Origin of the sequence: Fodinisporobacter ferrooxydans, from assembly GCF_022818495.1 — a bacterium.
GTDB classification, from domain to species: Bacteria; Bacillota; Bacilli; order Tumebacillales; family MYW30-H2; genus Fodinisporobacter; species Fodinisporobacter ferrooxydans.
On sequence record NZ_CP089291.1, the window covers coordinates 4,776,503 to 4,802,869 of the forward strand.

General features: G+C 44.2%; 24 protein-coding genes and 1 riboswitch. Of the genes, 12 read left to right on the plus strand and 12 right to left on the minus strand.

Features of this window, described 5'->3' with window-relative positions; all coding sequences use genetic code 11:
* Nucleotides 1-51: 51 nt before the first annotated feature.
* Nucleotides 52-252: a cold-shock protein CspD gene (gene cspD, locus LSG31_RS22835; RefSeq protein WP_347437333.1), complete on the minus strand. Its 201-nt coding sequence runs from the start codon at nucleotides 250-252 to the stop codon at nucleotides 52-54.
* A gap of 424 nt (nucleotides 253-676) precedes the next feature.
* Here cspD and rpsF point away from each other — a divergent pair, with 424 nt between their 5' ends.
* The gene (gene rpsF, locus LSG31_RS22840; RefSeq protein ID WP_347437334.1) at nucleotides 677-967 is read left to right on the plus strand and encodes a 30S ribosomal protein S6; all 291 of its coding nucleotides are present in this window, start codon (nucleotides 677-679) and stop codon (nucleotides 965-967) included.
* 33 nt (nucleotides 968-1,000) lie between these two features.
* Nucleotides 1,001-1,285 carry a 30S ribosomal protein S18 gene (gene rpsR, locus LSG31_RS22845; protein WP_347437335.1) on the plus strand — a complete coding sequence of 95 codons (285 nt, stop codon included), beginning with the start codon at nucleotides 1,001-1,003 and terminating at the stop codon, nucleotides 1,283-1,285.
* A 125-nt stretch (nucleotides 1,286-1,410) separates the two neighbouring features.
* Here the strand turns inward: rpsR and LSG31_RS22850 are convergent, their stop codons facing one another.
* From LSG31_RS22850 to LSG31_RS22860, 3 genes are all read right to left on the minus strand, one after another.
* Nucleotides 1,411-2,928 carry a carboxypeptidase M32 gene (locus LSG31_RS22850; RefSeq protein ID WP_347437336.1) on the minus strand — a complete coding sequence of 506 codons (1,518 nt, stop codon included), beginning with the start codon at nucleotides 2,926-2,928 and terminating at the stop codon, nucleotides 1,411-1,413.
* A gap of 178 nt (nucleotides 2,929-3,106) precedes the next feature.
* Nucleotides 3,107-3,886, minus strand: a complete 780-nt coding sequence (locus LSG31_RS22855) for a hypothetical protein (RefSeq protein WP_347437337.1) — start codon at nucleotides 3,884-3,886, stop codon at nucleotides 3,107-3,109.
* A gap of 22 nt (nucleotides 3,887-3,908) precedes the next feature.
* A complete protein-coding gene (locus LSG31_RS22860) occupies nucleotides 3,909-4,901 on the minus strand; it encodes a phosphodiester glycosidase family protein (RefSeq protein ID WP_347437338.1) in 993 nt (330 codons plus the stop codon).
* A gap of 310 nt (nucleotides 4,902-5,211) precedes the next feature.
* Between LSG31_RS22860 and LSG31_RS22865 the strand changes: the two genes are divergently transcribed.
* From LSG31_RS22865 to LSG31_RS22875, 3 genes are all read left to right on the plus strand, one after another.
* The gene (locus tag LSG31_RS22865) at nucleotides 5,212-5,391 is read left to right on the plus strand and encodes a YjzC family protein (RefSeq protein ID WP_347437339.1); all 180 of its coding nucleotides are present in this window, start codon (nucleotides 5,212-5,214) and stop codon (nucleotides 5,389-5,391) included.
* 370 nt (nucleotides 5,392-5,761) lie between these two features.
* Entirely contained in the window at nucleotides 5,762-7,591 is a 1,830-nt protein-coding gene (locus LSG31_RS22870; protein WP_347437340.1) for an APC family permease, read from the plus strand.
* Between the two features lie 124 nt (nucleotides 7,592-7,715).
* Nucleotides 7,716-9,623, plus strand: coding sequence for an APC family permease (locus LSG31_RS22875; RefSeq protein WP_347437341.1), 1,908 nt, complete (start codon nucleotides 7,716-7,718; stop codon nucleotides 9,621-9,623).
* 131 nt (nucleotides 9,624-9,754) lie between these two features.
* Here the strand turns inward: LSG31_RS22875 and LSG31_RS22880 are convergent, their stop codons facing one another.
* Nucleotides 9,755-10,096 (minus strand): hypothetical protein, encoded by a 342-nt coding sequence (locus LSG31_RS22880; RefSeq protein WP_347437342.1) that lies wholly within the window; start codon nucleotides 10,094-10,096, stop codon nucleotides 9,755-9,757.
* A 165-nt stretch (nucleotides 10,097-10,261) separates the two neighbouring features.
* Here LSG31_RS22880 and LSG31_RS22885 point away from each other — a divergent pair, with 165 nt between their 5' ends.
* Nucleotides 10,262-10,642, plus strand: coding sequence for an ATPase (locus tag LSG31_RS22885; RefSeq protein WP_347437343.1), 381 nt, complete (start codon nucleotides 10,262-10,264; stop codon nucleotides 10,640-10,642).
* 101 nt (nucleotides 10,643-10,743) lie between these two features.
* Here LSG31_RS22885 and serC read toward each other — a convergent pair whose 3' ends face one another.
* Complete coding sequence (serC, locus tag LSG31_RS22890) at nucleotides 10,744-11,847, minus strand: 3-phosphoserine/phosphohydroxythreonine transaminase (RefSeq protein WP_347437344.1); 1,104 nt, start codon at nucleotides 11,845-11,847, stop codon at nucleotides 10,744-10,746.
* A gap of 217 nt (nucleotides 11,848-12,064) precedes the next feature.
* Here serC and purU point away from each other — a divergent pair, with 217 nt between their 5' ends.
* Entirely contained in the window at nucleotides 12,065-13,015 is a 951-nt protein-coding gene (gene purU, locus LSG31_RS22895) for a formyltetrahydrofolate deformylase (protein ID WP_347437345.1), read from the plus strand.
* 137 nt (nucleotides 13,016-13,152) lie between these two features.
* Here purU and LSG31_RS22900 read toward each other — a convergent pair whose 3' ends face one another.
* The 3 genes from LSG31_RS22900 to acnA form a co-directional block, all read right to left on the minus strand.
* Nucleotides 13,153-13,713, minus strand: coding sequence for a C40 family peptidase (locus LSG31_RS22900; RefSeq protein ID WP_347437346.1), 561 nt, complete (start codon nucleotides 13,711-13,713; stop codon nucleotides 13,153-13,155).
* A 2-nt stretch (nucleotides 13,714-13,715) separates the two neighbouring features.
* Nucleotides 13,716-13,905: riboswitch (cyclic di-AMP (ydaO/yuaA leader) on the minus strand.
* A gap of 231 nt (nucleotides 13,906-14,136) precedes the next feature.
* Nucleotides 14,137-14,634: a CcdC family protein gene (locus tag LSG31_RS22905; protein ID WP_347437347.1), complete on the minus strand. Its 498-nt coding sequence runs from the start codon at nucleotides 14,632-14,634 to the stop codon at nucleotides 14,137-14,139.
* 246 nt (nucleotides 14,635-14,880) lie between these two features.
* Complete coding sequence (gene acnA, locus LSG31_RS22910; protein WP_347437348.1) at nucleotides 14,881-17,601, minus strand: aconitate hydratase AcnA; 2,721 nt, start codon at nucleotides 17,599-17,601, stop codon at nucleotides 14,881-14,883.
* Between the two features lie 394 nt (nucleotides 17,602-17,995).
* Between acnA and LSG31_RS22915 the strand changes: the two genes are divergently transcribed.
* The 3 genes from LSG31_RS22915 (at nucleotide 17,996) to asnB (ending at nucleotide 20,378) form a co-directional block, all read left to right on the plus strand.
* Entirely contained in the window at nucleotides 17,996-18,184 is a 189-nt protein-coding gene (locus LSG31_RS22915; RefSeq protein WP_347437349.1) for a hypothetical protein, read from the plus strand.
* A gap of 33 nt (nucleotides 18,185-18,217) precedes the next feature.
* Nucleotides 18,218-18,394, plus strand: coding sequence for a hypothetical protein (locus tag LSG31_RS22920; RefSeq protein ID WP_347437350.1), 177 nt, complete (start codon nucleotides 18,218-18,220; stop codon nucleotides 18,392-18,394).
* A gap of 139 nt (nucleotides 18,395-18,533) precedes the next feature.
* Complete coding sequence (gene asnB, locus LSG31_RS22925; RefSeq protein WP_347437351.1) at nucleotides 18,534-20,378, plus strand: asparagine synthase (glutamine-hydrolyzing); 1,845 nt, start codon at nucleotides 18,534-18,536, stop codon at nucleotides 20,376-20,378.
* A gap of 132 nt (nucleotides 20,379-20,510) precedes the next feature.
* Here the strand turns inward: asnB and LSG31_RS22930 are convergent, their stop codons facing one another.
* The 3 genes from LSG31_RS22930 to LSG31_RS22940 are packed head-to-tail and all read right to left on the minus strand — an operon-like array spanning nucleotide 20,511 to nucleotide 23,579.
* Nucleotides 20,511-21,353 carry a GNAT family N-acetyltransferase gene (locus LSG31_RS22930; protein ID WP_347437352.1) on the minus strand — a complete coding sequence of 281 codons (843 nt, stop codon included), beginning with the start codon at nucleotides 21,351-21,353 and terminating at the stop codon, nucleotides 20,511-20,513.
* A 19-nt stretch (nucleotides 21,354-21,372) separates the two neighbouring features.
* On the minus strand, nucleotides 21,373-22,488 hold the full coding sequence (menC, locus tag LSG31_RS22935; RefSeq protein ID WP_347437353.1) for an o-succinylbenzoate synthase: 1,116 nt from the start codon (nucleotides 22,486-22,488) through the stop codon (nucleotides 21,373-21,375).
* A gap of 41 nt (nucleotides 22,489-22,529) precedes the next feature.
* Complete coding sequence (locus tag LSG31_RS22940; RefSeq protein WP_347437354.1) at nucleotides 22,530-23,579, minus strand: aldose epimerase family protein; 1,050 nt, start codon at nucleotides 23,577-23,579, stop codon at nucleotides 22,530-22,532.
* A 434-nt stretch (nucleotides 23,580-24,013) separates the two neighbouring features.
* Here LSG31_RS22940 and LSG31_RS22945 point away from each other — a divergent pair, with 434 nt between their 5' ends.
* Nucleotides 24,014-24,943 carry an ArsR/SmtB family transcription factor gene (locus LSG31_RS22945; protein WP_347437355.1) on the plus strand — a complete coding sequence of 310 codons (930 nt, stop codon included), beginning with the start codon at nucleotides 24,014-24,016 and terminating at the stop codon, nucleotides 24,941-24,943.
* Nucleotides 24,944-25,089: 146 nt separating this feature from the next.
* Nucleotides 25,090-26,343: an ABC transporter substrate-binding protein gene (locus LSG31_RS22950; RefSeq protein WP_347437356.1), complete on the plus strand. Its 1,254-nt coding sequence runs from the start codon at nucleotides 25,090-25,092 to the stop codon at nucleotides 26,341-26,343.
* Nucleotides 26,344-26,367 lie beyond the last annotated feature (24 nt).

Genomic DNA, 26,367 nt, shown 5'->3' on the forward strand with positions numbered 1-26,367 from the left:
TAACGAAAGGAATTATGTTAAATTGGTAAGTCGATCAGAACCGGTAATCGATTATAATTTAACAACGTTAGCAGCTTGAGGACCACGATTTCCTTGAACGATTTCAAAGCTTACACGTTGTCCTTCTTCGAGTGTTTTGAAGCCATCGGATTGAATTGCGCTGAAATGTACGAATACATCGTCGCCGCCTTCAACTTGGATAAAGCCATAACCTTTTTCAGCATTGAACCATTTAACTGTACCTTCTTGCATTTACAATAAACCTCCTGCATTGCTTTTCAAAAGCAAATAGTGTTAACCATACTAACATGCCTTACTTCCTGAACCATAAATGCAAGCGGTACATTAAGAAAACATTCGAAACCAATTGCGAACTTTCCAAAGTACTGCTGCCATTCACTCAAAAAGGTTGCATGATGAATTATGGTTGAAACGATTAAAACGTTTATGTTACGAATTATACCATATGCTTTTAATCTAGTCAAAATCAGGATGGAAAAATCACCGGTCGCTCTTAACTGTTTCTCCTAATAGTTAACCGCAACCTAAATATTCCCCCCTTACATATCATTCTCTTGCACATGCTTGTATTTTATTCAGCAATCCTGTATAATTATTTTTCGTGTTACCCCTTGCTCCATTTTCGGGGCCAAATGTCCACAAGGAGGTTGGAAGAATGAAAGCATACGAAACAATGATTGTATTTAAAACAGACATTGAAGAAGAACTCCGCGATTCTCTTATCGAGAAGTTCGAACAGGTAATTGTGAAAACCGGCGGCACTGTTGAGAAGACAGAGCGTCTGGGAAAACGCCGTTTGGCTTACGAAATCGGCCATAACCGGGAAGGGTTTTATCTTGTATTCCATTATACCGCTGCTGCTCAAACACCGGCAGAATTGGAACGCAATTTAAAAATCGAAGAACGCATCATCCGTTATCTGACAACCGTTCGCCCGGCAGCGTAACAAATATCGATTCGAAAAAGGAGGATCTTGATCATGAGTGAACAACAACGCGAACAACGTGAACAGCGTGAACCACGTTCCGGTGGTTTTAATAAGAAAAAGCGGGGCAAGCGCCGCAAAGTCTGTAACTTCTGTGTTGATAAAGTGAAATTTATCGACTACAAAGATACACATCGTTTAAGCCGTTATGTTTCTGAACGGGGTAAAATTTTACCGCGCCGGATTACCGGATCTTGTGCCGTTCATCAACGTGAATTGACTCGTGCCATCAAAAATGCGCGTATCGTTGCTTTAATGCCATATACAGTGGAAAGCTAAGATTGATCGAAGCAAGGAAGGAGCAGATGTCATGTCTGCTCCTTTTCTATACCGCTTTTCCCGTTTTTCGCTATTCTGTATTTTTATGTCCGGAATCACATCCCGTACAAGGGGGATCCTGCACATCAGAGTTGGTACACGTCTGTATATTTCGCTGTCAAATAGTCAACCAGGTATTTCCCGTTTACTTCTTCCCCAGCCACTCTGCGCAAAATCTCTTCAGGTGTTTGCATTTTTCCGTATTGATAAATATTGCCGGCCAGCCAATCTTTAATCGGTATGAGCCGGCCATCGGCTACATAGGAATCATATGCCGGCATTTCCTTTTTCATCGCATGCAAAAACTGCGCAGAGTAAATATTGCCGAGAGCATAGGAAGGAAAATATCCAAAACTTCCGCCTGACCAATGGACATCCTGCAAGCAGCCTTCTCCATCATGTTGCGGTTCGACCCCAAGATATTCCCGCATTTTTTCAGCCCATGCCAGAGGAAGATCTTTCACCTGCAAGTCGCCATTAAACAAAGCTTTTTCAATTTCATAACGAATCATAATATGTAAATTATAGGTAAGCTCATCTGCTTCAATCCGGATCAAAGACTCCCTTGCCTCATTGATGCCCCGATAAAACTCCTCCAGCGTGACACCGCGGAATTGTTCGGGGAAATGCTCGATTGCAGCTTTTAAAAAATGGGACCAAAACGTCTTGCTGCGCCCTACAATATTTTCCCAGAAACGGGATTGGGATTCATGAATTCCCATGGACGTGCCGCTGCAGAGAATCGTTCCAATCAACCGCTCGGATATATTCTGTTCGTAGAGCGCATGCCCACCTTCATGCATGGAGCTAAATAATGCACTCCGAAAATCATTTGGAAGATATTTTGTCGTGATTCGGACATCTCCCGGTCCAAACGAGATTTCAAACGGATGCACCGTTTCATCGATTCGTCCGGCGTGAAAATCATAGCCCATTTTCTTTAAAATATAGATGCTGAATTCCCGCTGCTTGGCCGGATCGAAATATTGTTCAAAAATTTTCGTTCGCGGCTTATGGGGAGATTCTTTCACACGCTGCAACAACGAAACCAATTCTTTCCGCAGATCTCCGAAGATCCGGTCCAACTTCTCAACCGTCATGCCTGGTTCGTAGTATTCAAGCAATGTATCGTACTTATTCCCTGTATACCCCCAATATTCGATAAACTCTGCATTCATTTGAACGATTTGTTCCAGATACGGACGGAACATGGAAAAGTCGGCTGTGTCTTTCGCGTCTTCCCACACAGATTCCGCTTTTGCCGTCAATCGGACATATTCCTCAAACGTATCTGCCGGAATTTTCCGGCTTCGATCGTACTCTTTTTTGCATTCTGCCAAAACCGCGCGCATGATGTCATCCAGCTTTTCATTGTTTTCCGGCTCCAGAAAGTAGGCGATGTAGTTCCCCATTTCATCGGAAATTGACATTCGAAACGCCTCTGCAGATAATGTTGCGATCACTTGTGAACGGCGGTCCACACCTTTTTTCGGCATACCCGTCCGTGCGTCCCAATAGAGGACAGAGCTTGCATCCGAAATATCTTGCATTTTGCGCAAATATTGTTGAAAGGATTGCAATGTTCCTTGGAAATCCCTCGCCATCCGATAACCTCCTTGCATGTATTAGAAATGCCTGTTTCTTGATTTTTTGTATGCAATCTCTATTATAAACGAACGATCGAAAGAAAACCTGCCTTCCCTCCCTTTCTACATGGATGAAAAAAGGACCCCGCAGGATCCTTTACTGGAAAGTGATATTGTCGCTTGATATTGTTGCCGCTTATTTTCCATTCACGCTTTTTATCTCAAATCCGGTCGAATTGGATTTTTTTGACGTATTCTTGTTCGCTTTCGGCACATCATGCTGCGAAGGCGGTGCCTGGTTGATATGAACATCCAAAGTCGAGCCATCCGGACGTGTAATTCGATTGTTTTTATACGTCCAAACCCGTCCAAGCGCATCAAATACTTTCATCGTATCTGTGACCGGATCATATTCGACGTGGTCCACGCGAATCGAACCAAATGGCAGTTCTGTTGTACCCACTACAGCATCATACCGGTATATGTGGGCATACCCTTGTGAATCGGTCAGCTCGATATACAACAACTCGATATAGGGGGAGAAGAAAGCATCTGCCACGATCCATTTCGTCGTCGGCCATGTATCGACCAAAACGGATTTGCTGCCTTGCAATTGCAGAATGTAGCAAGCAAGGTTCCCTCTTTGATCGAAATACAAGAGTGTGGAATCATCCAGCCATTTTTTGAAAACAATTCGGCCGACTGTTGTGTGAAATACCGTGCCATTTAGCCCATCTACCAACAATTGATGCTGATCCGTACTATATGCAATATGCTGCCGATCTGGGCTGATCAAAGGATCAACAGCTTGATCCGGTACGGAAACTTCCGAAGCCGCACTGTCTTTCTGCTTTGCGTCAGCTGTTGCTGCGACAGGCAGCGCAGGTTGGTTTAGATAGAAATTCAAATACACCAAACTTCCAAACTGCAAAACTAAAATACAACAAAAAATCCCCAGCCATTTTTTCCATTTCAAACAATCTTCACCTCAAAATCGATCACTGGTTGTTGCCCGTTACAATAAATGATGTGGCTACATATCGTTCCCCTAAAGGGTTGGAAGGCGGCACAAGCAGTTTTTTATTATAATACAGTTCAGAACTGTAGCCGCCGTCCAGATTGGCGGCAGTCCAGGCACCGTTATCCAGCATGACTTTTTCCAGATCCAACAGGCTTGCACCGATCCCTCCATCCCCGCGCCCGGAGAGAGCAAGCAGGAGAATACTGCCATCTTTCCTCTGCCCAATCGCGGAACGTGGCGCCAACCCCCAAGATCCGTCTTTGCCAGACAAATACGGTTTGCCGTTTTGAACCAACTGAGGTCCAAAAGAAACAGCGTCTGTGACATGCATTTCTTTCAACTGGTTTAATGTATACTGTCCGATTTTTAATTCCCCTTGATTTGTCAGGGCAATCATTGGCTGTGCTGCATGTGTATCCGTATCGCCAGCAACATACTTTCCATCTGATAACGTCAGACCCATCGGCATACCGCCCGTCCCTTTGCCGGATCCGTCGTAGAATCCGCCAGCGTTGATGGCGGCGATTGCTTGATGATCTTGCGCCATTTGGCTGACCGTTTCCCCCACAATGCCTAATTGCTTTGTTACTGCTACATGAATCCTTTTGGGATCATGAATGATCAATAGCTGACCGGAATAACGGGCGCTATGAATCGGTATCACGTCAATTTTCGAATCATGAACATTTGCAAAGCTTTTCGTCTGCAAATTTCCTTTTTCCATTTTGTTGAAAGAAACCGGCTGATATTTCGCAAGAGCCGCTTTTGAATAAAACGGCTCGATCAACCAGGGATGCCGACTGGTAAGAATGGCTCCGATCACAGTTCTTCGAATATTCTCAAAGGGTCCATATAATACCAATAAACTGGTAGAAATCATACCATATAGAAAAATGGAAAAAACAACAATCCACACAGTCCATCTTCGGCTTGATTGATTGTTTCGGCCTTTTTTGACAATTTGTCGCATACGATCTCCTTGGTGGCAGTTTAGTCTAAATTCCTGATTTTCGTAGTTTGGCAAGCGTTTGAGCGATAGATCCTCCACGAAGTCTGCCATTTTCCGATAAAACGAGTTTTCGACTCTATCTAACAATTTTCTCTATCATTTGCTATCATATCATGCTCGAATCAGGATTCATAGAAATCTCTGTTGCGAAGCCAAAAAATACAAGATGTTGTATGATTTTTTCAGAAAAATGGAGGAATCTGTTATACATGGGGGTGCTCCCTTATGTCCATACTAGAATTAACTCATGATGGAATGGGGTGTTCTGCAAATGGGTCAAAGAAATCAATTTGGACCAGGAGATAAAGTTCCAAATAACGGTGTTTACATTGAAATTGGCGAACGGGCAGAAGTAACTGGCGTGTCCAATCCCAAAAAAATGAAACTGCATAAAGGGGATCGGTTTCCGGATACAACCAATGAAGACCGGAAGTGGACGCGTTATAAATAATTAAAATATAGTTAAAAACATATCGTATGAATAAGAAACCTGATTATCTTTTTCGATGATCAGGTTTCTTCCATCCAAATGTTTTTACATAAACTGCTTTTTTTAAAAATAAATTCCTAAGCAAAATCTTAAATTTATATATATCATTAAATACCTGTGAATTCCCTTGAAAAGTGGAGAAAATTACAGTATTGTAACAAAATAATCTATATTCCCCTTATTTAGAAACATATTCGCCCCGAATATCGATAACTGTCGCGTGCATCGAACACTGCTGATAGCGTAATATGTATACATTGATCGAACGACCATTCATGCAAAGGGGATATGGAATGCTTGAATTGTATGATTTTAGGAGGATTCAATCTTAATGGCTGCAGATACATTGAAAAGAATTTTACTTGGCAGGCCCTTAAAGTCAAGTGAAATGGAAGCAGAAAAAATGCCCATATGGAAGGCACTGCCAATTCTTTCCTCGGATGCAATCTCCTCTGTTGCATACGGGACAGAACAGATACTAATCGAGCTTGCAACCGTTGGTGCAGTAGCATTTAACTTCGCTTTGCCCGTAGCGCTTGTCATTTTATTGCTTATAGCAATCTTGGTCATTAGTTATCGGCAGGTCATCCAAGCATATCCGCAAGGCGGCGGAGCGTATATGGTGACAAAAGACAACTTGGGTGAAATAGCCGGGAGATTGACCGGTGTATCGTTGTTGATCGATTACACGCTTACCGTTGCAGTATCCGTTTCTGCCGGAGTGCAAGCGATCACATCCGCATTTCCATTTACTGTACCCTATATTGTCCCAATTGCACTGGCGCTTGTCTGGATTATGGTCTGGCTGAATCTGCGGGGAACATCCGAATCGGGCACGATATTCGCGTTTCCAACTTACTTTTTCATTGGATGTATGCTGCTGATCATCGCGAAAGGTTTCTATGATTTGGTACTTCATGGGGCGCAAAGCATTCATCCCGTACATGTTCCAACGGCTATACCTGCAGGTCTATCATTATTTGTTCTTTTAAAAGCATTTTCATCCGGATGTTCGGCAGTAACAGGGATTGAAGCAATATCCGATGCGGTTCCGCATTTTCGCACACCTTCTCAGCGCAACGCGAAAATGACGTTAGCCACATTAGGGATATTGCTTGCCATTATTTTTGGCGGCATTACGATTCTGTCTCTGGCATATCGCGTTGCACCGGATCCGACCGGGCATACATCCGTGCTTTCGATGGTGACAGAGCAAGCGTATGGACGCGGTGCTTTTTATTTTGCCACACAGATTGCTACTACATTGGTTCTTACATTGGCAGCCAACACAAGTTTCAACGGTTTTCCGATTTTAACATCCATTATGGCGCAAGATAAAAATTTTCCGCGCATGTTTGCGAACCGCGGCGATCGTCTTTCCTTCCATTATGGGATCATCACACTCGGTATCTTATCGAGTATTTTATTGATTATTTTTAACGGAAAAACGGATCAATTGATCCCGCTCTATGCGATCGGCGTGTTCTTGTCCTTTACCATGGCACAAACCGGCCTTGTGCGCAAATGGCTGAAAGAACGCCAGAAAGGATGGACCGGAAAAATCTTCATTAATGGTCTGGGCGCCATCGTTACATGTTTCGTATTAGCTATTTTTTGCATCACCAAATTTCTCGAAGGGGCCTGGATCGTCGTTTGCCTTATACCGGTGTTCCTGCTATTCATTACAAAAATTCATAGACATTATGATGAAGTGGCAAAACAGTTGCGAATCGACTTGCAGGATCCATTGCCGCAAAAAGGAACGGTTATTATTGTTCCTGTAGCGGGGATCCATCGGGTTGTGGCTTCGACGATCGCATACGCCAAAACCCTTTCGCCAAATGTCGTCGCATTTTACGTCGCGTTTTCCGAAGAAGATGCAAGAAGAATGGAAGAGAAATGGGAACAATGGAATCCTGGTGTCAGACTTGTCATTTTCAAATCCCGGTACCGAACGATAACAAAACCGCTGGTTGAGTTTATTGAGCGTGTTGATTCAAGAGTTGCCAACCGGGAAACGGTGATGGTGCTTTTGCCGCAATTTGTAACCCGTAAATGGTGGCAGCAGTTTTTGCACAATCAATCCGCATTTCGGATTCGGTCCTTGTTGCTTTCGCGAAAAGATGTCGTAATCGCAACTGTTCCTTACCATTTGCAATAAACATGTTTTTATTTTTCTTTCTCGGTATATCTTTTTTACATACGCTTCTTGATTTGATCAAGAAGTTATTTTTCTTTCATGTTTCTAAGGAATGTTGAAATCACTGCTTGTTTGGAGGATCATTATGAACCAGCAATTCACTTGGCTTCATCCTGTTCTTGTCGTATTGACAGTGCTTGCAATTTTCTATGCCATCTTAAATTTCAGCAGCCTGAAACGGGTCATCATCGGCCGCCCGATGCGCACAAAAGAATTGCATGCGAGTCATAACAAACTTTTTTGGCTGATTGCTCTTCCTATTTTATCGGCGGACTTATACTCATCCGTTGCTTACGGGCCCGAATCTGGTATTACAGAACTTATAAGCCTTGGGGCAAATGCCAAATGGCTGATCATACCGATCACTCTCGCCACCATTTTATTGTTAATCATTCTTATTACATCTTATATTATGGGAATTATCGCGTATCCGAACGGCGGCGGGGCGTATTCGATTGCGAAAGATAATTTCAAAAAACCATTGGCTTCCCTGATCGCTTCAAGTTCGTTGCTCATCGATTATATATTGACGGTTGCCGTGTCCGTTTCTGCCGGAATTGAAGCCATTGCTTCCGCATATCCGGCTGTAGCCCCACATCAAACAGCTTTGTCCCTGTTATGCGTATTTATACTTTTAATCATGAATTTGCGCGGCGTTGCCGAATCTGCGTTAGTGTTTGCATGGCCTACCTTATTATTTATGCTTGGAATGATATTTCTCATTTTTTATGGTTTTACAGATGAGATTCAGCATGGATTTGTCCAGCACGCGACACCTGTATTCGGACAATTTCCCCATGGACTGACAACACTATTGCTTTTAAAGGCGTTTAGTGCGGCTTGTTCATCGTTAACGGGAATCGAGACCATTTCCAATTCGGTACCGATTTTCCGCGAGCCACAGCAAAGAAGTGCAATCAAAACATACATTGCCCTTGGTTCGATTACCGCTTTTACATTGATGGGATTTGCCTATCACCTTTACGTCAAAGGCATATCCGTGGATCCGAATAATACGATGGAGTCCCAATTATTAAGTACATATTTTGGTCATGGAATGATTTATCAAGTGATTATCTGGCTGACCTTTATCGTTTTGATATTAGCAGCCAATTCGACATTTACCGGCTTCCCCCAATTATCCGCATTGGTTGCCGCAGACCGGTTTTTGCCGCGGGCATTTACGATTCGCGGCGACCGCCTGGGCTACTCCAACGGCATGATTGTCCTTGCAGGCATGGCCGGCTTATTAATTGAAGCATTTAACGCACAGACAAATGCGTTGATTCCCTTGTACTCCATTGGAGTATTTTTATCATTTACGATCGCTCAAATTGGACTGGTTCGGCGCTGGTTAAAAGTGAGAGGCAACTTGTGGCAGGTAAAACTGGCGATTAACGCGATTGGGGCGTTTATAACTGCCGTTGTCTCCGTGATTGTGGCTTCAACGAAATTTATCGATGGCGCATGGATTGTATTGATTATCTTGCCGATTTTAGTGTTAATCTCCGTAACCATACGCCGGCATTACGATCAAGTGGCGGAAGAATTGCGAATTATACCAGAGATTATGCGCCCATCAACACATCACGTTGTTTCCATTGTTCTCATATCCGGCGTACATCGAGTGGTACTTAACACCATCTCTTTTGCCAAGAGTTTGGACACAGACGTGATTGCCGTATATGTAGGGTTTGATGACGACTCCATAGCAAAAATGAAAGAAAAATGGAATGAATGGGATGCTCCTTGTCGCTTGGTTACATTAAAAAGTGAATATCGTTCTCTTTTGAGTCCACTTTCCCGATTTATTAAAACAATTGAAACACATGAAGGAAGACCGGATCACGTACATATCATCATGCCGCAATTTATACCGCGAAAATGGTGGCATTATATTTTGCACAACCAAAGCGCGTTGCTGCTTAGAGCCTGGTTACTGCGGCATAAGGACGTAGTCATCACGACAGTTCCGTATCATCTCAACAAATAAGCCAAAAAACGATAAGGATTTTCAAGGATTTTCAATAAAAAAAGGTTGGTGCACGTTCCAGTCAGGAGCTGTGCATCAACCTTTTGCCGTTTCTTCGTATTACAATTTCATCCCAATCCCGGTTCCAATACTTAAACTGCAGTCATAACGGCATCCAGACGCTCCGAAATCTCTTTTTCGCTCAAGCCTTGTTTATTTAATCGAAGGCGCATCGCAGCACTCCAGATATTTAAGCTTGCCTGCATCTTTTTGTATTTTTTCGCTTCGGAATCCTTTCTTTTTGCGCGATACTCACAATTGGATTCCAAGTTATATATGACAAATAACGCTTGAATGCTTTGATCCTGATCCAACGATTCGTAGGTTCCTTTTAAATGCTCAATAAAAGCGTTATAATAATCGCGGAATTCCGCAAAGGAAATCTCAGTTTCCATATTTAGATACTCTTTCATTTTCTCAAAATACTGTTCCATGATGCTTTTTCACTCCCTATCTATGATCGTCCTTAGTATACCAAACATGCCGGCAAAAGAGAAATGAGAAGATTTTATTCCCAAATGGATTGATTTGAACGCACAACTGCAAATTTGCTATGTGCATAAACCACAATTCCTTGTATAATTAAATTGGTGATATATATGTCTGGAAATTTACTTGGTAAAAAAGTAATTATCATGAATGATTCTTTTGAGCAATCTCTTCCTATCGGTCAATATGCCTATGTCATTGCCAGAATTCGCGATACAGATAGTGTGTTCGATTATGTGATTCGGGTTCCAAAAGAAAATCGGCAATTTTACGTCCCTGCGCAAGATATAGAACTAGAAGAAACTGTTATTCAAACGATGATTCAAGAAGTCGAAAAACAAGCTTCGATTGATTACGCATTAGCGACAGGAAATAAGGAATTGTTTGAACAGCTTGTCGGGGGACCAAAGCAGCCTGAGGAAACAAAGTCATCCGTCGATTCATCCAAAGAAGATTTTCTAAGAAAAATTCGTTTAAATGCTTATATTTAAAAAATCTTTTAAAAAAGCCGAAGTATTCAACTTCGGCTTTTTTGTACTATCGGAAAGTATAAATTTTTAAAGGTGATAGTATAAGGGCAACCTTCTTATATTTATCCATGTGCACGTTGGAACTCGATCATGAAGTCCCGCAATGCCTGGCATGCTTCCACTGGAACCGCATTATATGCGGAAGCCCGGCAGCCGCCGACAGAGCGGTGTCCATTCAATCCCACAAATCCTTGCGCTTTTGCCTGACTCAGGAATTCTTTCTCCAATGCTTCCGATGGCAAACGGAACGTAATATTCATCAGCGAACGGCTCATTTTATCCGAAACATGACCTGTATAAAAGCCGTTGCTCTCATCAATTGCATTGTAAATCAACTGGGCTTTTTCCTGATTTCGCGCTTCGACTGCTTGGACACCGCCCAATTGTTGCACCCATTTGAGTACCAAGCCCAGCATATAGATACCGAATGTCGGCGGTGTGTTGTAAAGGGAGTTATTTTTATTATGAATATCGTACCGCAACATCGTAGGAATATCCGTTCTCGCTTTCTCGATCAAATCAGATCGGAGAATCACAACCGTAACGCCGGAAGGACCGAGATTCTTCTGTGCTCCGGCATAAATCATCCCGAACTTGCTTACATCGACCGGGCGTGACAAAATATCGCTGGACATATCCGCGATCAATGGGATCTCGCCTGTATCGGGATATTCCGCCCACTCAGAACCATAAATCGTATTATTTGACGTAATATGCAAATAGGCGCTTCCCTGTTCCAGCTTCAACTCATCCAAACCAGGGATTCTGCGATAACTTTCTTCTTTTGTAGATGCTGCCACATATGTTTCCTGCTTTAAAATGGTTGCCTCTTTCAGTGCTTTCTCTGACCAGGAACCTGTTAACACATAACCGGCCCGCATTCCTTCCTGCAAGAAATTCATCGGGATCATGCTAAATTGCAAACTTGCCCCGCCTTGTAAAAATAGCACTTGATACCCATCGGGGATTTGCAACAGTTCCTTTAACAATTCGATCGCTTCATTATGTACGCCTTCATATAGAGCGCTGCGATGGCTTAATTCCATGACTGACATGCCGGATTCGCGAAAATTCACAAGTTCTTTTTGCGCTTTTTCCAGAACCGGCAATGGCAATGCAGACGGACCTGCATTAAAATTCCAAGCGCGTGTCATTGTTTGATTCATACGTTGGTTTCACTCCATTTCGGGATTTCTCTATATCCGAATTTCACATACTTAATGTTACATCGAAAATCCTCAATTAGGAAGTCTGAATTCCTGATATTCGTAGAAATTTATCAGTGAATGTTCAACTCATGGAGTAAAACTCCACTGATTCAAGTTTTGCTTTATGGTATAATTTACTGTATGTTTGTATGTATGTAGAAAGTGGAGGAAATCGATGATCGTTTCAAATACACACACACATGTTTCAAATGTTCCCGCCAAAGAACGAGCACATTCCCGGACATATTCATTCGTGCACGGGAATCATCAAGCGAATCGAGCCCGTCTTTTGATTTCGTGTCCTGACCAACCGGGCATTGTTGCACATGTTTCTCAATTTTTATATGAACAAGGAGCGAATATCGTCCATTCCAATCAATACTCCACGGATCCGGAGAGCGGATTGTTTTTTATGCGGGTGGAATTTGATATTCCCGACCTGGATACACATAAAAATACATTACACAATCAGTTTCAGCCAATCGCCGAGAAATTTGCGATGGACTGGAAACTATCGTTGGCCAATCAGCGAAAACGTATGGCGATTTTTGTCTCAAAAGAAGAACATTGTCTGCGCGAATTGCTTTGGCAGTGGCAAAATGGCGATTTATACGCGGAAATCCCTGTAATTATCAGCAATCATCCAATTGCCAAAAAGACGGTCGAATCGTTAGGCGTCCCATTTTTTCATATTCCCGTTACTCGTGATACGAAAGCGGAGGCAGAACGTCAACAACTGAAAATTCTCGAGCAATATCAAGTAGACTTTGTAGTACTTGCCCGTTATATGCAAATCCTGTCGTCCAATTTCAACCAGATTTACAAGAACCAAATTATCAACATACACCATTCCTTCTTGCCTGCATTTATCGGCAGCAATCCATATGCGCGGGCATATGAACGGGGTGTGAAACTCATTGGGGCAACCGCCCATTATGTAACAGAAAATTTGGATGAAGGCCCGATTATTGAACAAGATGTGCAGCGCGTCACACATCAGTATGACATTGAAGAATTAAAGCGAATTGGCGCCCAGATTGAGCGTACCGTTCTGGCCCGGGCGGTTTCCTGGCATTTGGAAGACCGGATTCTCATCCATCAAAACAAGACGATCGTATTTGAGTAATGAAAAAGACAAGGGGCGCTCAAGAGCAAATCCCTTGTCTTTTCTTGTGCTGCTTGGTTGTGTTTTTTTGCTCATTTTTGCTTTTTCGGAATCGTTCATTTTCGATATTGTTGCATCTTGAATCTTTCATGCCTGAATTAGAACATGCGTTTGACAGCTGTAATGTGTTTGCTCCAGTAACGGCCGGGAGCGATTGACAAATAACCGACTTTCTTCAGGCCGCCGCCTTCTTGGATGACTTGATTATTACCCGCATAGATGCCGACATGTGCTCCATGATCGAAAATCAGCAGATCGCCAACCTTCATTTGACTGCGCGCTACCGGTGTCCCGATGCTTCTCGCTTGCGTACGGCTTGCACCGCTCATGCGGTAGCCAAGTGCATGATGATACACATATGCAGTATAATTTGAACAATCAAAGCCATATTGACCGCGATCTTCATTGTGTCCCCAGATATATGGAGTTCCCATCTTGCTGCGGGCTACTTCCAGAACTGCCGCTGCTTTTGCCTGTTCGCTCGCATGAATTCCGGCAACCGGTCGAATCGAAGAGTCCAACGATACGCCAGGCGGCAAACGGAAAGCTTGTCCTTGACTCATGGCTGTCCCATTCGTGGCAGCAAAGGCTGGAAGTGAGGTTCCCAAACTCATTCCGATCATTCCCAAACACGCAACACTTGCAATCAACTTTTTCATTTTTACACGCTCCCTTTTACCTTCGAGGTTAGTTGTCGGGTTCGGATGATGGACCACCCTACGCGAATGTTTGCGATTCACCCCAAAGCCGCTTCATTGAGTTTCGTTTCGTATTTCTCTCTGAATAGCGACAGATCTTACATCCCCCGTACCAAGCGAACCATGTTCGCCCAGATTCGGCATGAACCTACCTTACCATATGGAATTGCCCATTAAAACCCTCAATCATTGGTTTCCATACACGTTTGTGGAAGCACAGGCAATTCACTGGAATCAAATTTCACGTAATTTTGGTTTGGGAAATAAATTTTGGGCACAAAAAAGGAAGCTGCAACCAAAATGCTTTTGTTGCAACTTCCTGATTTTCACCTGTATACTGTTTTCAAAAAGGAATTGTTTGCCACAAGTTGTTACAGCAACCTGTTACAACATGGTTTTGGGAACTTGCTGAAGCAACGCCCGATAGCGTACATACATCACATACCGCCAAGGAACAATCATCGCAAATGCAAGAATAAAAAATGCCCCGCCTGTTTGCGGCAATGAAATATACTGTTCAACATAATTGTGCAGTCCAATGCGCAAAGCAAGCAAAAACAAAAGGATCAAAGGAAAGCCTTTTGAACGTTTCAGATATATATTGCCGTTCAGATATTCAAATTTGGATGTTGCAATTAACGGAAGCGAAAAAATGCCCCCGACGACGACCGCAATGAAAACATACAGCCATGGAAGGCGCGTTTCAGGTGCAAGAAACATGAAAAACCCGGTACTCATACCGATGGGCGGCATCAGAATCTTTGTCAGTGAAGTCGGTTTTTTACTCGCTTTCATGCGCACAACGATTACAAGCAAAGCCATGCAAACGGCAACAATGGTAGAAATGAATTGAATGTTTGGAATTCCTGCGTTTACTGACATACAGTGTTCCCTTTCATATAGTGAGATAGTATTACTAGTTATTCTATATGAAACAAATGTATGATACAAGACAGAGATGCTTCATGTTTCATTTATGCGTGTGTACAAGCGTAAAAGCTTTCAGTTAACGTTTGAATCCCTGCACATTTAGAAATATAAAAAATCGTCCAAAAAGGGTGCAAGACATTGCCTGACCCTTTTTGAACAGAGTGATCTGATTCGTTTTTTATACGAATCCGACTTATATTATTCAGACAGGATGTTTAACAACACCATTTGCAGAATTCCACCGTAGCGGTAGTAGTCAATTTCCACTTGGCTGTCAAGACGAACGGTCGCTTGGAATTCAAATTGGGATTGATCTTCCCGAGTCACCCGTACAGTCACTGTCTGCAGTGGTTTCAAGTCGTCAGTGAGGCCTAGAATGTCAACTTTGTCAGTGCCCGTAATGCCGAGAGACTTCCAGCTGTCGCCGTTTTGGAACTGCAATGGCAGTACACCCATGCCAACCAGGTTGCTGCGATGGATCCGCTCAAAGCTTTCTGCAATCACTGCTTTCGCTCCAAGCAGGTTGGTACCTTTCGCCGCCCAGTCGCGGGAGCTGCCTGTTCCATATTCTTTGCCTGCGATAACGACTGTGGATTGACCGGCATCCTGATACCGCATAGCCGCATCGTAAATCGAAACAACGTCCCCGGTCGGGATATGTGTCGTTACGCCGCCTTCTGTTCCAGGAGCTACCTCATTGCGAATACGGATGTTGGCAAACGTACCGCGCATCATGACTTCATGGTTCCCGCGGCGAGATCCATAGGAGTTAAAGTTGCGCGGCTCGACACCATGTTCTTGCAGGTATTTGCCTGCCGGACTGCCAGGTGCGATCGAACCAGCCGGTGAAATATGGTCTGTCGTTACAGAATCGCCAAGCAATGCCAATATATTAGCATGTTCGATCGGGTTGATCGGCTTCGCTTGACGAGCCAAATTCGTAAAGAATGGCGGTTGCTGAATATATGTGGATGTACGATCCCATTCATAAATTTCGCCTTCTGGAGTTGGCAATGCATTCCAGCGCTCATTGGACTCAAGAACATTGTTATACCGTTGTTTAAAGAGCTCCGGTGTAACTGTTGCCTGGATGGCGTCCGAAACTTCTTTTGCCGTTGGCCAGATATCGCGGAGATAGACCGGCTGGCCGTCTTTGTCATAGCCAAATGGATCATTTATCGGATCAATATCGACACGACCGGCAATTGCATATGCCACGACAAGCGGTGGTGATGCGAGATAATTGGCACGAACAGCCGGATGGATCCGTCCTTCGAAGTTCCGGTTGCCGGAAAGGATGGATGCCACGACCATGCCGTTTTCACGGACAGCCGCTTCCACTTCCGGAATCAATGGACCGCTGTTGCCGATACAGGTGGTACAGCCATAGCCGACAACGTTGAATCCGAGTTGATCCAGGTATGGGAGTACCCCGGCGTTTTCAAGATAGTCAGTCACTACACGAGAACCAGGCCCGAGACTTGTTTTTACGTTCGGATTGCGTTTCAAACCGCGTTCCACCGCTTTTTTGGCAAGCAAGCCGGCAGCGAGCATAACGGATGGGTTGGAAGTATTGGTACAGCTTGTAATAGCGGCAATTGTCAAAGAACCGTGTTTCAAATCTGCCGTCGCGCCGTCTGCAAACTTTACTTCAACCGTTTTGTTGCTGTCTTCCGCACTGACGCCAAAGCCGCCTTCCTTGATGGACCGTGTAAGCGCTCCTTCAAATGTTTCCTTCATGTTTGTCAGTTCGATCCGATCTTGCGGGCGCTTTGGACCTGCGAGAGACGGAACGACTGTGGAAAGATCGAGTTCCACGTAATCGGAGAATACGGGATCTGCCATTTCATCTGTACGGAATAATCCTTGCGCTTTGCAATATGCTTCCACCAATGCGATCAATTCTTCACTGCGTCCGGAATTGCGCAGATAGTTAAGAGTTTCTGCATCAACCGGGAAGAAGCCCATGGTAGCGCCGTATTCAGGAGCCATGTTGGCAATTGTCGCACGGTCGGCAAGACTGATGGAACTTAAACCGGAACCGTAGAATTCCACAAATTTCCCGACAACGCCTTTTTTCCGCAAGATGTTTGTTACCGTTAAGGCCAAGTCAGTCGCTGTCGAACCTTCCGGCAATTGTCCTGTCAATTTGAAGCCGACGACTTGCGGTGTAATGAAGTATAAAGGTTGTCCAAGCATTCCTGCTTCTGCCTCGATCCCGCCAACACCCCAGCCAAGAACACCCAAACCGTTGATCATGGTTGTATGGGAGTCTGTACCGACCAAGGAATCCGGATATACTTCCACTTCGCTGTCAACGTTTTTCTGTTGCACAACCGTTGCCAGGTACTCCAGGTTTACTTGGTGCACGATACCGGTGGATGGCGGAACCGCGCGGAAATTATCGAACGCTTTCGTTGCCCAGTGCAAAAACTTATACCGTTCTTCATTGCGTTGGAATTCCAAATCCTCGTTGCGGCTGATGGCGTCATCGGAACCAAAGTTGTCAACTTGCACCGAGTGGTCAATCACCAAATCGACGGGAATCAAAGGATTGATTTTTTTCGGATCTCCACCGAGATCTTTCATTGCCTGGCGCATGGCAGCCAAGTCAACAACAGCCGGCACCCCGGTGAAGTCCTGCAGAATAATCCGTGCAGGCATGAACGGAACTTCTTTCGCATCTTCATTGGAAGATGTATCTTGCCAATTTGCCAGATTTTTTACATGTTCGTCTGTAATGACACGGCCATCCATTTTTCTTACAACAGATTCCAGCAGAATTTTGATGGAGATTGGAAGTTTGGAGACAGGTCCTACGCCGAGGTTTTCCAATTTCAAGAGATCATAGTAACTGTAGGACTGATTGCCTACTTGCAGCGCAGAACGTGCCTGTGATTTAAGACTCGTTTCTGACATGTTTTCCCCTCACTTTACGACACGATTTATTTTCCTTTCTTATAATACCATGTTTCCTTCGTAATGCATCCGAAAAATGCCCAGTTTTATAAAAAAAGTTTTATCAGACGCACGAGTATTTCATTATATGAAACGAAAAAAGAATAAAAAATGAATAGTAAACCAAATTTTATGCAATATTACTATATCTTGAAATCTAATATATCGCAAATATCGTCAATGCTTGACAATACTTGTCGATGATTGGACAGGATCGGCTCTGTTTGCAATGTTCAGCAGATTTGATCCGTTTGTGGCAATCGGAATTCAAGTACATAAATCCTTTCGTAAAAATACAAGCTATTTTCTAGAAAAGACAAATTCATTTTGAAACGTATTACGAGGAGGTTCGTTTATGAATGATTCCATGAGTTCTTATGATGACCCGAATGAATCGTGGAAATACCAATCACCACCCGAAGAGGACATTGAGGAAGGCATGAGCCGCATGGAAGATGAAGGTGGCGGGGTTGTCGAGCAAATTGAACCTCTCGGCGCCCCGATTCATCGCAATGCATTAGTCGATGTAGAAAGAATGGAATAATACAAAATTGCAATGGAAGGAGTGTGTGTTCGTTTGGCGCCATTTAACGATAATCCCCCGGAAAAGCCGATCGACGACCGGAAAACTTTGGCAAACGAAATCAAGGAAATTGATGCAAAGCAAGCGTTGCCCAATGGACAAGAACGTCAGCAGTGGCAGCAGCAGAAAAATGATGCACATCATACGGATGTAAAAAGGACCCAAAGGTAACCTTCCATATTTTTAGGCAACCTTCAATATTTTTTCGAAAATAGCACATTTCCCTCCCTTTGCATAGTCTATGTTAGGCAAAAATTGGGCTTGATTGTTCATGATTGTCTCAAACACTTGCATGCGGGAGGGTTTTTGTATGTGCGGAATTGCTGGCTGGATCGATTGGGATGCAGATCTTACAACACAAGAAACGATTTTACAACGTATGGCGGATACGTTAAAAGACCGTGGCCCCGATGCATCGGGTTTCTGGGCATCGCGTACTTGTGCGCTTGCACACCGTCGTCTGGCTGTTATCGACATCGAAGGAGGTCGACAGCCGATGATCCGCCAATTTGGCGGCAACACCTATGTCATTGTATACAATGGCGAACTTTATAATACAGAAGACATTCGAAAAGAACTATTGTTGCTGGGTCATACATTTCGTGGACATTCCGATACGGAAGTGTTGTTGACCGCATTTATTGAGTGGGGTCCCGTTTGTGTGGATCGGTTAAACGGCATTTTCGCATTCGGCATTTGGAATGAAAGAGACCAGCAATTGTTCTTATGCCGGGACCGTCTCGGTGTCAAACCTTTATTTTATTCCATTCGCGGCAGCTCCCTGATCTTTGGCTCCGAGTTGAAAACCATGCTGGCACATCCGAAAATCCCGGCAGAGATCGACGAAGAAGGATTGGCAGAGATTTTTTCCATCGGTCCTTCCCGAACACCGGGCCATGGCGTCTTTCGCAACGTATCCGAACTAAAACCGGGCTACTTCATGATGTACAATCGGGATCGGGTAAAAACGGAGCAATACTGGATTATGGAAAGCCTGCCGCATACGGATGATGTAGAAACAACGACAGAGAAGGTAAAAGAATTATTCCGGGATACAGTAGAACGCCAGTTGATATCCGATGTGCCCATTTGCACATTGCTTTCCGGGGGCCTGGATTCCAGCGCCATCACCGCCCTGGCCGCCGAATACTATCAACGGATCGGCTCCGAACCACTGCATACCTTCTCTGTGGACTATGTCGATAACGATATTCATTTTAAGCCAAATCAATTTCAGCCAAATCCGGATGCGCCATTTATCGACAGAGTCACAGAGTATTTGGGAACGGTGAAACACGACATAAAGTTTGACACGCCGGAATTGATCGAATCATTGAAAATGGCCGTATTTGCTCGTGATTTGCCGGGCATGACCGATGTGGACAGCTCACTATTGTTATTCTGCCGGGAGATTAAAAAAGAAGCCACTGTCGCGTTGTCTGGAGAATGTGCAGATGAAGTGTTCGGCGGATATCCTTGGTTCCACCGCGAGGATGCATTACATGCGACCATCTTCCCCTGGTCCCGCAATTTAAAAGACCGGGTGCGCTTATTGTCACCGGAAGTGATCAAAAAATCCAAACCGGAAGAATACGTGCAAACTCGCTATCAAGAAGCGTTAGCAGAAGTTCCGCGTTTGGAAGGCGAGACTGGAAAAGATGCCCGTATACGTGAAATGTTTTACTTGAACCTGACACGTTGGATGCCGACATTGCTTGATCGCAAGGATCGGATGAGCATGTACAGCGGGTTGGAAGTCCGCGTTCCATTCTGCGACCACCGTCTTGTCGAATACGTATGGAATATTCCTTGGGAAATGAAAACGGTCGATCAACAGGCAAAGGGGATTTTGCGCCGGGCTTTACGGGGCCATTTGCCGGATGATGTATTGTATCGCCGCAAAAGCCCGTATCCGAAGACACACAACCCGTCCTATCTTGCTGCTTGCCGGGAGTGGCTGCGCAGCATTCTCGACGATCCGACTTCACCTGTATTGGAATTTATTAATGTAAAAGAAATCCGCAATATTATGGAACTAAGTTATGGAGAACTGGATTTTCCCTGGTTTGGGCAGCTTATGAACGTGCCTGCATTGTTTGCATACCTGGCGCAAGTGGATACATGGATGCGGGAGTATAAAGTAAAGGTTGTTTAGTCTGCAAAGGGAAATGCGGCAACAATAGGCAAAAAAGGCGAATCTTGACGGTTTAGTTTTGAACCGGCGATTCGCCTTTTTCCTGTGATTGATGTTTAAATGACTGCTGCTTTCTGTTTCTATTCTCCTTGTTTACGTTTGTCTTTGCAAAACATATGCGTGTACGGGCCCTTCCCGCCGCAGCATGCCTGTGATTCGGCAGCCGTTTTGAAAAGCTTCCGTACAGGCATGGCGCAAGGCGAAGCGCCATTCTTTCGCCAATTCCGGTTGCTGCTGCTTGATCGAGTGAATATTTACAGGAACGGGCAGCAAAAAGCCATCCTCATTTCCTTGCAAACTTTGAGCGAAATCCTTTTGATAAAATCCCAAAGGCCTGGCAAACACCCCGCCAAGGGCAGGTTCAAAGTGTACCAATGAGGGATAGGAATTCCATGCCGGATCCGCAAGACTCTGTCCTTGCGCCGCTTGCTCGACCGATTTTGCATGCAAGTCCCATTCCAAAAGAAAACGGTCAGTCGGCAAACCTTTGTTGATGGGATCGCTCATTTCCCCATAATATGCTTCGATATATGTATCCACATAGCCGCCCAGCTTCATGATATTCAGATAGGCATTGCGGGCTTCCAAAGGGTCAAATGTCCAGCGGATTTTCGTATACCCATGCGTCAGCGCCCATGTGCGCTGCTCAAATTTCAATTGTCTGCCAATCCCGAGATCCCTGTATGCCTGATCGATCCCCATCATATGCGAGAACAGGTAGATCTCGCCGTTATGAAATCCGGGAAATCCATAACAAAAGCCAACAACCACATCTTCGGCGAATGCTCCGATCACGACACCCCCATGATGAATGGCTGCAACCAATTGGGGCAGTGATGTTACAACATTGGCTGCCCATACCTGCTCCTGCAAATGTACAATATCAGAAATCGCGGCAAGATCTGTTACAACTCGATAGGAAATATTCGTATTCAAGATTGTGCCTCCGTTTCCCCTATGCGAGAGTCGCACTCTGTTCTTTTAACAGGTATTTCTGAATGACCTGTGGCCGCAATGTATAACCGATGCCCGCCCGACCCGGAACTGCCAGGTATCCGGGCCGTACAAAATCAATGGCCGGCTCCACAAGATCTTCCTGCCAATAGCGATTGGAAGCGGACGTGTCACCCGGTATGCTGAAATTGCTCAACGATGTGATGGCAATATTGTGCGCGCGGCCGACTCCGGCTTCCAGCATGCCGCCGCACCATACGGGAACGTTTTGTTCTTGGCAATAATCATGAATGCGCTTGGCTGCCGTAAGTCCGCCCACACGGCCGATTTTGATATTGATGATTTTGCAACTGCAAAGTTCCACCGCTTTTCTCGCATCCGCCACCGTATGAATGCTTTCATCAAGACAGATCGGCGTCTGCAATTGTGCCTGCAGCCTGGCGTGGTCGATGATGTCGTCGTGGGACAGCGGCTGTTCGATCATGAGCAATCCATACTCGTCCAATTGCTGCAATAACGGTACATCGTCCAGTGAATACGCCGAGTTGGCATCAGCCATCAAGGGCACATCCGCGCCGAATTGCTTGCGAATCGCTCGAATCGGTTCCACATCATAGCCCGGCTTGATCTTGATTTTGATTTTTTTATAGCCTTCAGCCAAATGCTTTTCGACGGTTTCCAATAATTGCTTTGTCGTCGGCTGAATGCCGATGCTGACACCGACGGCAATTTCTGTTTTCGTTCCACCCAGCGCACGGGACAGCGGGATCCCTTGCTGTTTGCAGTACAAATCCCATATGGCTCCTTCCAGCGCCGCCTTCGCCATAAAATTGCGCCGTATATTGGCAAATACAGGCTCCAGTTCATCGGGATGGAAAAGTTCAACATGGCGCAGCGCCGGGATCAAAAAATTCTCCAGCATGTACCAAACGGTGTCTGTTGTTTCTTCATTATAAAACGGAAAAGGCATGGCTGTACTTTCTCCATACCCTGTCACGCCTTCCCCGTGTGCGCTTACAAGGATAAAATGCTTTTCCCAAAGACTGCCGAAGCTTGTCGTAAAAGGCGACTTCAGCGGCATTTTCAGCAACTGCAATTCGATTCGTTCGATGCGCATCGTTTCTTCTCCTTTCAATCAATCGATAGCCATTCCCTCTCCTATGCGATGCCAAAAGTATATTTGGTTCTGGAAGAGAATGTTTCATCCTTTTCAAGTACAAAAGACGGAAAATTCGAGTGATGAATCGCATCCGGCAGACCCTGTGTTTCCAAACAAAGCCCTAAATACTTTTTCGACTTCACGCCATGAACATCCATGGTCTCGGACAATTGGTTGCCTGTATACAGGACAACGCCAACAGCATCTGTTTCGATTGTAAGCGTGCGGCCGCTTTCTTCCTCCCACAATACAATTTCCCGATCGTGGTTCTTGTTTAAAAGGAATGGATGATCATAGCCGCGTCCCGCCAATTCAATTTGTGGGTGATCGGAACATACCCCTTCCTGAATCTGCCTGCCAGATCTCAGATCAAAAACGGTTCCGGACACATCCAGCAATTTGCCGGTCGGCAATAACTGTTCATTTAATTCCAAAAACTTGTCGCTGTCGATTTTTAATCGATGTTGCAATACATCCCGTTGCAAATTGCCGCTTAAGTTAAAATAGGAATGGTTCGTCATATTTAACAGTGTTGTTTGGTAGGATTGCGCTTGATAATGAATCAGAAACTCGTTGTTGTTGTTTAATGTATACGAAACAGTCAGCATAACGGTTCCCGGATATCCTTCCTCACCATTCGGGCTTGTATAGGCAAATCGCACGCCTGTTTCATCGCCTCCCTTGTCGATCACCGCAGCGTCCCACACGACGCGGTGGAACCCTTTCCGCCCGCCATGCAGATGATTTCCATTTTCATTTTTGGTTACTGTATAGCTTTTGCCGTCGAGCTCAAATTGTCCATCTTTGATTCTTCCTGCGACCCTGCCAATCACTGCGCCAAAGTACGGAGACTCAGTTTCGTAGCTTTCGATGTCTGCAAACCCTAACACGATATTTTCAAAATTGCCAGTTCGATCCGGTGTCAGGATCTTGGTGATGACACAGCCATAGTTTAAGCAGGTGATTTCCAAATGATGATCATTGCGGATGGTATATGCTTGTATGCGTTGTCCATCAAGAGTGCCAAATGGCTTTTGTTCTACTTTCATCCTGTTTCATCCTCCACATTTTCATAGCAACATAGTTTCATGGCAACACATGTTCATGCCAAAATCTGTATAAAGCGGCAATCCATGTGTTCGCTTGCTCAAACATTTCCCGGAATGAATTTTACTAAAAAATACTTGTGCATATTCAAAGTTCATGTTCAAAAAGGTAAGTTATTACTATTTTTTGAACATCCTCTCCTAGTATTTTAATTGTGTTTAAGTAATATATACAACTTGAATTTTTATAATGTTTTGATTCCAGTAAATATCTTTTCAATTCCTTAAACATTTGGGATAAAGCCACATCGCATATGGGATATCACCACCCATCCGTTGACAGCGGTTTCAAATGGTGATAACATGAAAGCGATTGATATATAAAAATATGAATTAAATCAAAATTTATTAAATCATTTAGTTAAAGGGAGGATTGCATGCATCGCGTCCTAACTGTAAACATCAAAGATTATTCAAAAATTGCAAAAGCCTTATCAAACCCGATTCGGATTGAACTTTTTCAACTATTGCTTCATCAACCGATGAATATTAATGAAATCAGCGAACATTTAAACATGCCAACTTCCAGTGTTGCAGTCAACATTCAAAAGTTGGAGGAGGCAGGTTTGGTAAGATCCGAATTGTTGCCGGGCGCGAGGGGATCTCAGAAAGTATGTTCCGCCGTGTACGATAAAATTGTAATTGAAACGAGTCGCAGCAAAGAAACAAATGAAGAAAATGTAATCGTTACACAGATGCCAATCGGATTGTATGTCGATTGCCATGTAACTCCTACCTGCGGCCTGTTAAGTGCAGAAGCCATAATCGGAATGCTTGATGATCCTCGCACGTTTTATGAACCGGAACATGTGAATGCACAATTGCTGTGGTTTCGGAACGGATACGTGGAATACCGGTTTCCAAACAAAATTCCTTTTGATTCCAAAGCAAAAAAGCTTGAAGTTTCGTTGGAAATCTGTTCGGAAGCCCCTTTGCACAAGAATGATTGGCCATCCGATATCACGATGTGGATCAATAGCAAAGAAATCGGAACATGGATGAGTCCCGGTGATTTTGGCGGAACACGCGGCCATCTCACACCCACATGGTGGGATATCGACAGTTCACAATATGGGCTGTTAAAAAAATGGAGTGTCAGCAATGACGGCACCTATATTGATGGCAATCCACTGTCAGACACGACGATTCAGGATCTGGAGATTGATGGCTCTTCTTATATCACACTGCGCATTGGCGTCAAAGAAGATGCAGTCAATTGCGGCGGCGTGAATCTGTTTGGACGGTTATTCGGCAATTACGGGCAAGACATCATTCTTAAACAATTTTACGAAAGCAAAATGGATTGATCATTGTTTGCAATGGATTTTGCCAGATTTTCTTTCGGGTATTTCATACCCAAAATTTTTTATTCATTATTCCAATAAATATGGATTTAATTCATATTTTATTGAAGTATAAATCAACCATTCATAATGATAGGGAGGTCAATCAAATGAAAGCTTCAAAATTAGCTGGTATTGCTGTATCAACATCACTCATCGCAGGACTTGTGCTCACAGGTTGTGGAAGTGCTTCGTCAGGATCTGACAGTGGAAAAACTGCTATTACATTCTGGGCGCCTTTCTCTGGTCCCGACGGTCCATTCATGAAATCTTTGGTCGATAAATACGACAAATCGCAAAGCAAATACGATGTAAAACTGCAAATTGTACCGCAAAATGACTATTATAAAACGGTCGATTTGGCGTTTAACGGACAGAAAACACGCCCTGATTTATTAATTATGCATCTTGACCAAATCCCGACATACGTTTCAAAAGGTTTGTTGCAACCGGTTGACCAACTGGCGCAGAAAGCTGGAATTACCAAAGATGATTATGCGAAAGCTTCTTGGAATTATGACACATTTAACGGGAAGTTGTACGCAATGCCGCTCGATATCCATCCGCTTATCATGTATTACAACAAAGATTTGTTCAAAGCTGCCGGAATCACGAATCCCCCGACAAATCGCCAGGAATTTTTGGATGATGTGAAAAAATTGACAGTTCCATCAAAAGGTCAATATGGTTACGTTGTCCCGACACTTTGGCCGCAACAATTCATTTTTCCAACCATATTATTTCAGAATGGCGGTCAATTGATGGACAATCAAGGCCACATTGCCTACAACAGCAAAGCTGGCGTTGAAGCTTTGCAATTTATGAAAAGCTTGATCGACAAACACTATTCTCCGGCAAATGTGCAACAAGACGGCGAAATTACATTGTTCCTGCAAGGAAAAAACGCGATCGACTTGAACGGTCCATGGATGAAAGACCAATGGGATAAGGCACACATCAATTACGGCGTGGCACCTGTCCCTCAACTTGGAACGGTGAAACAAGCGGTATTTGGAAACGGTCATAACTTTGTCGTGCCAAAAGCGGAAACAGATAAAACCAAGCTGGCTGGAATTGCCGATTTCCTGAAATTCGCAACTGCAAATTCGATTGATTGGGCAAAATCCGGCCAAGCCGTGGCCTCCAACAAGGTCCGCGCAACCGAAGCATTTAAAAAGTTGACACAACAACCGATCGTGGCAAAAGAATTTGATTATGTTCAATTTTCACCAAAAGTAGCAAACTGGGGAAGCATCTCCGATCCACTTTGGAAGGAAATCAACATGGCGCTCTTGGGTCAAAAAAGCCCGCAGCAAGCTTTGGATGATGCAGCGAAAGAATCCCGGCAAGCCATGGGCAAATAAAGATCCATTTGCTAGTGAACAGAT

Bases quoted from the DNA above. Each gene is read 5' to 3' on its own strand.
- cspD (WP_347437333.1), bottom strand. From the start codon at position 252: ATGCAAGAAGGTACAGTTAAATGGTTCAATGCTGAAAAAGGTTATGGC.
- rpsF (WP_347437334.1), top strand. From the start codon at position 677: ATGAAAGCATACGAAACAATGATTGTATTTAAAACAGACATTGAAGAA.
- rpsR (WP_347437335.1), top strand. From the start codon at position 1,001: ATGAGTGAACAACAACGCGAACAACGTGAACAGCGTGAACCACGTTCC.
- LSG31_RS22850 (WP_347437336.1), bottom strand. From the start codon at position 2,928: ATGGCGAGGGATTTCCAAGGAACATTGCAATCCTTTCAACAATATTTG.
- LSG31_RS22860 (WP_347437338.1), bottom strand. From the start codon at position 4,901: ATGCGACAAATTGTCAAAAAAGGCCGAAACAATCAATCAAGCCGAAGA.
- LSG31_RS22865 (WP_347437339.1), top strand. From the start codon at position 5,212: ATGGGTCAAAGAAATCAATTTGGACCAGGAGATAAAGTTCCAAATAAC.
- LSG31_RS22870 (WP_347437340.1), top strand. From the start codon at position 5,762: ATGGCTGCAGATACATTGAAAAGAATTTTACTTGGCAGGCCCTTAAAG.
- LSG31_RS22875 (WP_347437341.1), top strand. From the start codon at position 7,716: ATGAACCAGCAATTCACTTGGCTTCATCCTGTTCTTGTCGTATTGACA.
- LSG31_RS22880 (WP_347437342.1), bottom strand. From the start codon at position 10,096: ATGGAACAGTATTTTGAGAAAATGAAAGAGTATCTAAATATGGAAACT.
- LSG31_RS22885 (WP_347437343.1), top strand. From the start codon at position 10,262: ATGTCTGGAAATTTACTTGGTAAAAAAGTAATTATCATGAATGATTCT.
- serC (WP_347437344.1), bottom strand. From the start codon at position 11,847: ATGAATCAAACAATGACACGCGCTTGGAATTTTAATGCAGGTCCGTCT.
- purU (WP_347437345.1), top strand. From the start codon at position 12,065: ATGATCGTTTCAAATACACACACACATGTTTCAAATGTTCCCGCCAAA.
- LSG31_RS22900 (WP_347437346.1), bottom strand. From the start codon at position 13,713: ATGAAAAAGTTGATTGCAAGTGTTGCGTGTTTGGGAATGATCGGAATG.
- LSG31_RS22905 (WP_347437347.1), bottom strand. From the start codon at position 14,634: ATGTCAGTAAACGCAGGAATTCCAAACATTCAATTCATTTCTACCATT.
- acnA (WP_347437348.1), bottom strand. From the start codon at position 17,601: ATGTCAGAAACGAGTCTTAAATCACAGGCACGTTCTGCGCTGCAAGTA.
- LSG31_RS22915 (WP_347437349.1), top strand. From the start codon at position 17,996: ATGAATGATTCCATGAGTTCTTATGATGACCCGAATGAATCGTGGAAA.
- asnB (WP_347437351.1), top strand. From the start codon at position 18,534: ATGTGCGGAATTGCTGGCTGGATCGATTGGGATGCAGATCTTACAACA.
- menC (WP_347437353.1), bottom strand. From the start codon at position 22,488: ATGCGCATCGAACGAATCGAATTGCAGTTGCTGAAAATGCCGCTGAAG.
- LSG31_RS22940 (WP_347437354.1), bottom strand. From the start codon at position 23,579: ATGAAAGTAGAACAAAAGCCATTTGGCACTCTTGATGGACAACGCATA.
- LSG31_RS22945 (WP_347437355.1), top strand. From the start codon at position 24,014: ATGCATCGCGTCCTAACTGTAAACATCAAAGATTATTCAAAAATTGCA.
- LSG31_RS22950 (WP_347437356.1), top strand. From the start codon at position 25,090: ATGAAAGCTTCAAAATTAGCTGGTATTGCTGTATCAACATCACTCATC.